This window comes from Vibrio sp. vnigr-6D03 (assembly GCF_002835515.1).
GTDB classification, from domain to species: domain Bacteria; phylum Pseudomonadota; class Gammaproteobacteria; order Enterobacterales; family Vibrionaceae; genus Vibrio; species Vibrio penaeicida.
Window position 1 is genome coordinate 1 of the sequence record NZ_PIZL01000069.1, and the last position, 5,483, is coordinate 5,483.

General features: G+C 42.5%; 2 protein-coding genes and 5 tRNA genes. All 7 read left to right on the plus strand.

Annotated features, from left to right (window positions below):
- The first annotated feature begins 713 nt into the window (after positions 1-713).
- The 7 genes from CW749_RS27975 to CW749_RS28005 all read left to right on the plus strand — a co-directional run bounded on the left by CW749_RS27975 (position 714) and on the right by CW749_RS28005 (position 4,624).
- The gene (locus CW749_RS27975) at positions 714-2,339 is read left to right on the plus strand and encodes a methyl-accepting chemotaxis protein (protein ID WP_101115758.1); all 1,626 of its coding nucleotides are present in this window, start codon (positions 714-716) and stop codon (positions 2,337-2,339) included.
- A 253-nt stretch (positions 2,340-2,592) separates the two neighbouring features.
- A tRNA-Phe gene (locus CW749_RS27980) sits at positions 2,593-2,668 on the plus strand.
- Positions 2,669-2,716: 48 nt separating this feature from the next.
- Positions 2,717-2,792, plus strand: a tRNA-Thr gene (locus tag CW749_RS27985).
- Between the two features lie 8 nt (positions 2,793-2,800).
- Positions 2,801-2,876: transfer RNA gene (locus CW749_RS27990), tRNA-Asn, on the plus strand.
- Between the two features lie 37 nt (positions 2,877-2,913).
- Positions 2,914-2,989: transfer RNA gene (locus CW749_RS27995), tRNA-Thr, on the plus strand.
- Positions 2,990-3,015: 26 nt separating this feature from the next.
- Positions 3,016-3,091: transfer RNA gene (locus CW749_RS28000), tRNA-Asn, on the plus strand.
- A 279-nt stretch (positions 3,092-3,370) separates the two neighbouring features.
- Positions 3,371-4,624, plus strand: a complete 1,254-nt coding sequence (locus CW749_RS28005) for a DUF1835 domain-containing protein (protein ID WP_101115760.1) — start codon at positions 3,371-3,373, stop codon at positions 4,622-4,624.
- Positions 4,625-5,483: the final 859 nt, after the last annotated feature.

The following is a 5,483-nucleotide window of genomic DNA, read 5'->3' on the forward strand; positions in this document are numbered from 1 at the left end:
GTTCGTCATCAATCTGAAGCCAAGTCGAAAGACTTGGCTTTTTTCGTTCTAATTAGCCAATCCAGCTTATACCTCAGGTCTTGATGACTCCGTAAGCCTCACCCGAAAAACATCATTTAAAACAGCCAATCTGAAACGGTCATCTTTACCATAAGCTGAAACCAAATAAAGTCAGTGATCTCAAAAGAATCAATAACCTAGTCTCTAACCGCAAGTTTGGTTAACGTGTTTTAATCCAACGATATTGCGCTTTTCTATTTTCAAAAACAGATACAACATAAAAATCCATATGCGCATAACGACATTACTTGCTACGCAATCGATAAATGTAAGTCATCTAACAATTAAGATTTCACTTACCCTTAATGATAATTTTATTAATTACCATTCAAATATTAAAAATTTATGAATTTCCATCGATAGTTAGCTAAACAAAATAAGATAACGAATTCTATGATTAAAACTCGTACTAATAGAATATCTAGCTAATTATTTTATGCACTAAATATCATAATTTACCAAACAAGATCTCGATTAATTATTCGCCTAGATGTCAATTATTTCGAGCTAAAAATTTAATCTAACTCATACTTTGATATTTAAGCATTATAAAAATATTAAACTCTACCCTAATATGCCGATATAAAGCAGCAGGCAGAAATCGATACTTGGTTTCGGCTGACTTTAATTAGGCAAACTGCCGAGGGGACACCATGAAATTAAAAACTCAATCTTATTTGCTTTCGGCGATCATTCTGTTTTCGCTGCTAGCATTGACCGCTACAGGCTTATGGACACTGCGCGTTGCCAGTAACCTAGATAACAAGTCTCGTGTAACCGAACTGTTCAAAAGTACGTACAGTATTTTGGGCGAGATGGAAAAAATGGCGCAGGATGGGACCCTTACAGAGGAACAAGCAAAAACAATCGCTACTCGCATCCTTCGAAACAATATTTATAAAGACAATGAATACGTTTATGTTGCGGATGAAAACCTCAACTTTGTAGCGACCCCTTTAGATCCTCAACTCCATGGAACCAGCTTCCATGATTTCAAAGATGGAAACGGCGGCAGTGTTGGTAGCATTCTTCAACAAGCGGTAGCACAAAATCCAAACGGTATTGCGGAATACGTCTGGACACAAAAACAGGCAGACAATTCGATAGAAGAAAAGCTGTCCATTGCTGAAAAGTCCCAAGTGTGGGGCTGGTACGTGGGTACTGGTATTGGATTTAATGAAGTGAATGAACGATTCTGGTCTACCGCTAAATGGCAGCTCACTCTTTGTGTCTTCATTGGTGGCGCTATCTTTATTATTCTTCTTCTCGCTATTCGCCGAATGATATCACTACTAGGTGGGGAGCCTCAGGAAGTTCGCAAAGCCGTTCAAGCTGTCGCTGCAGGTCAAATCCAAGCAAACTTCAGTGAAGAGGCTGAGGAAGGCAGTATCTACCATGCCGTACAGCAGATGAGCCGCTCACTTGCGCAATTGGTCAGTAACTTAGAAAAATCTATGGTCGCTCTAAGACAAGAGCTATCTGATGTCGAATCACGTGCAGGTGTTATTGCTGGGTTAACAGACACACAGCAACAGTCTACTGAAATGATTGCAACGGCAATGACGGAAATGGCCTCTTCTGCAAACAACGTAGCAGATTCAGCTCGAGACACTGCCTCCAACACTGATGAGGCCGATAGACAAAGCCAAGTGACGCAGCAGCTCATTCACAGCACCGTAGGTAACATTGAAGGTTTAGCAACCCAGCTAGGTACAGCAAGCCAAGCCGTTTCAGACCTGGATAACGACGTAAACAACATCGCAAAAGTATTGGATGTTATTGGTGATATCGCTGAACAGACAAATCTGCTGGCTTTAAATGCTGCAATCGAAGCTGCCCGTGCCGGTGAGCAAGGGCGAGGGTTCGCAGTCGTTGCTGATGAAGTGAGAAACCTAGCAGGCCGAACTCAAGGTAGCACTAAAGAAATCCAACAAATGATCTCCAATCTTCAAGAAGGGTCACGCAACGCAATCAATACGATGGGTGTATGCGCTGAAACTAGCCAAAATACGGTTGTTGAGTCAAGAAACGCATCCGAAGCGTTGCAGCACATCGTTGAAGCTCTAGAGTCCATTACGTCAATGAGCCATCAAATTGCTACGGCAGCAGCAGAGCAGACTCAAGTTGGCGATGACATCTCGCAACGAATCAACATGATTGAAGAAAGTGGTAATCAGCTAAGCAGTGTCGTTTCAGAAAGTCATAACAGTACGCAAACACTGTCTTCACTCTCAAATGAACTGGAAACTTGGGTCAACAAGTTCACCGTACAAAAGTAATATATTGAGGTAATACACTAGGCTAAGAGTGTTAATGACATTCTTAGCCTTTTTTATCATCCAGACATATGTTGAGCTCATGCTTTTCGTCACGATATTCTAATTATAGGAACGTAAACCGCCTTATAATTGATGGCATTTCCATCTCTAATGCTTAAAAACGTGCCACTAAGTACAGAAAAACATCAAACGATAGTTTTTTTACATTTTTGTATTGACCTCTAAGCCGAAAAGCCTTTTAATACACCCCGTCGCCCGGATAGCTCAGTCGGTAGAGCAGAGGATTGAAAATCCTCGTGTCGGTGGTTCGATTCCGCCTCCGGGCACCACAATTTTATTTTGTTGGTGCTTGCACGAACAAACAATGAATAAAGTGTGCCGACTTAGCTCAGTAGGTAGAGCAACTGACTTGTAATCAGTAGGTCACCAGTTCGACTCCGGTAGTCGGCACCATTTATTGTTCCCCCTTAGTTCAGTTGGTAGAACGGCGGACTGTTAATCCGTATGTCGCAGGTTCGAGTCCCGCAGGGGGAGCCACTTTAAAGAGTTTAGAAATTATTCTGAATTCATAAGAGCCGACTTAGCTCAGTAGGTAGAGCAACTGACTTGTAATCAGTAGGTCACCAGTTCGATTCCGGTAGTCGGCACCACTCTTGATAGAGTCTAAATAATCAATTCCCCCTTAGTTCAGTTGGTAGAACGGCGGACTGTTAATCCGTATGTCGCAGGTTCGAGTCCCGCAGGGGGAGCCAAATTCAAAAGCCAAGTCGAAAGACTTGGCTTTTTTCGTTGTAGATACACAATTAATTCATTGCAAATAAACACCTCACTCACCCTGCCTAGCGCATTTCCGTCACGACCCTTTCATTCCCGCCTAATTCGTTATATATTCTCCTGTGCGCGCCACCTACGCCACCTACTCGCGGAAAGAGTGATACTCAAGGTATTAACGTATTACCCATATGGGAACCACAATTCGGTTTACCTTCTCTTCTGAAAAGCGAGTACAGAAGCAATGAGACGGTGAATATATGAACCCTTTTTCTCTAAACCTTTCGTACCTAAAGAAACAAGCTAAAACACGCCTTAAAGCCATTAAATCGGGATCTAAAAACGATCTTATTTGGCTCAATGAACACCATATTACCAATACCCAAGAAGCAGAAAGCGTGAAGCTTTCAGATGTCCAACTCTCCATAGCACGCGAACTTGGGCTTCCTAGTTGGGTTAAGCTCAAACATCACGTAGAGTTATTAGAAAGTAACAAAAACCAATCTGGTAATGTACTTACCCTGCTAGACGACGATCTCCACACACTGCATGTACGTTGTGGTCATGATATTCAAGGAACACTCAAAAAATCCGGATTCATTGGAGACTTTCTTCCTTACATAGACCCTTTTTGTATTGGTCCCTTGGTAACAAATGAAGAAAGTTTACTCACTCTACGTTCTGAGTTTATTTACTATAACCTTATTTCAGAAATGGAAGGGGTCGACAAATCCATAGAGCGTATCCGAGAGGACAGCGTAAGAGACTCCAACCAATTATTAGAAAGTAAGTATCAGAGAATCGTACTATGGGTAGAGCACGACAACTACGACCAACTCATGCTCATTCGCACTCTTGCCCTGCTTTCTTATCAGAACCTTGACCGCGTTGAGTTGATTGAAATCGATAAATTCCCTGGAGGGGAACGTTTCATTGGTTTAGGACAACTTCCTTCTGAAGCATTAAGAGTTCTTTGGGACACACGTAAAGAACTGACTATTGATCATATTACCGCTGCAAAAAGTCTGTGGGCGGCATTTTGTTCTCCTACACCGAAGAAACTCATAGAGCAGTACAATCATATTGATGAATCGTTATTTCCAAACATCAAACACGTCATCTTTAGACATTTGCAAGAGATACCAAACTCAATCTCGAGATTAGGGCTCACTCAAGAAATCACCATTCAAGTACTCAAAAATAGCGAAGAAGAATTGGATTTCAAAACGCTTTACAAGCGCTATATGGAGGCAGAGCCATTGGTATATCTTGCTGATCTTATGTATTGGGCGGTGATAAAACCTCTCACTCTCGGTGAAAACCCAGTTATTCATGCAAAAAGTATCGATGAAAAGAGGTGGCAAAAAGCCTCTATTGAATTGCTCGACCGCGATTTTGAATCTGAACCAGCCATTGAAAATAAGTGGGTTGGAGGGATACAAATCAGCAACGAGCAGTATTGGACATGGGATCATAAAGATCTCTCTACTATGAACGCGATCACCCTTTCTTAGGTCCATCTCTGGGTAAGGCTCCATGTGAGCTTTATCCAGAATATTTACCCTTTTATAGAGATACCAAGAACCCACTCCACAAGTCTTCTTCAGCCTGATACGGAAGACTTAGTATCTTTCTATAGTGAGAGTATCAGCTCTGGTATGCACACTGAATACCATCGCATTCACGCCTAGTAATTAGAAATTTGGTATCAACACCTTTGCGTTTTAAAGCACATCTACCAAAAAGGAATAAACTTCATTGGCTCATGTTGGTAGTCAGAGTAAAAGAGTGGAGAACTAGGTAGAGCTTGGATTCATTCAGCCGAGAGAGTAAATATATCTCTTAATAGCATAAGGCTTCTGAGTCAATGCTAGAGCAGCTAGAGTCGTACACGACTGGATTCGTTTGACCTCAGGTCGAATATACCTTCCCTAAACGCAAAAAACCTCAACATTTCTGCTGAGGTTTATTAAATAAATGGTGGAATGGCTGGGGTCGCACACGACCGAGACTCGTTCTACCACTGGGCGAATATGTCTTCCCTAAACGCAAAAAACCTCAACATTTCTGCTGAGGTTTTCAAATAAATGGCGGAATGGCTGGGGTCGCACACGACCGGGGCTCGTTCGACCGTAGGTCGAATATATCTTCCCTAAGCGTAAAAACCTCAGTATTTCTGCTGAGGTTTCTCAAATAAATGGCGGAGTGGCTGGGGTCGCACACGACCGGGGCTCGTTCGACCGCAGGTCGATATACCTTCTCTAAACGCAAAAAACCTCAGCATTTCTGCTGAGGTTTCTCAAATAAATGGCGGAGTGGACGGGACTCGAACCCGCGACCCCCGGCGTGACAGGCCGGTATTCTAACCAACTG

Excerpts from the sequence above, each read along its gene's own strand:
- CW749_RS28005 (WP_101115760.1), top strand. The coding sequence starts at position 3,371 with ATGAACCCTTTTTCTCTAAACCTTTCGTACCTAAAGAAACAAGCTAAA.
- CW749_RS27975 (WP_101115758.1), top strand. The coding sequence starts at position 714 with ATGAAATTAAAAACTCAATCTTATTTGCTTTCGGCGATCATTCTGTTT.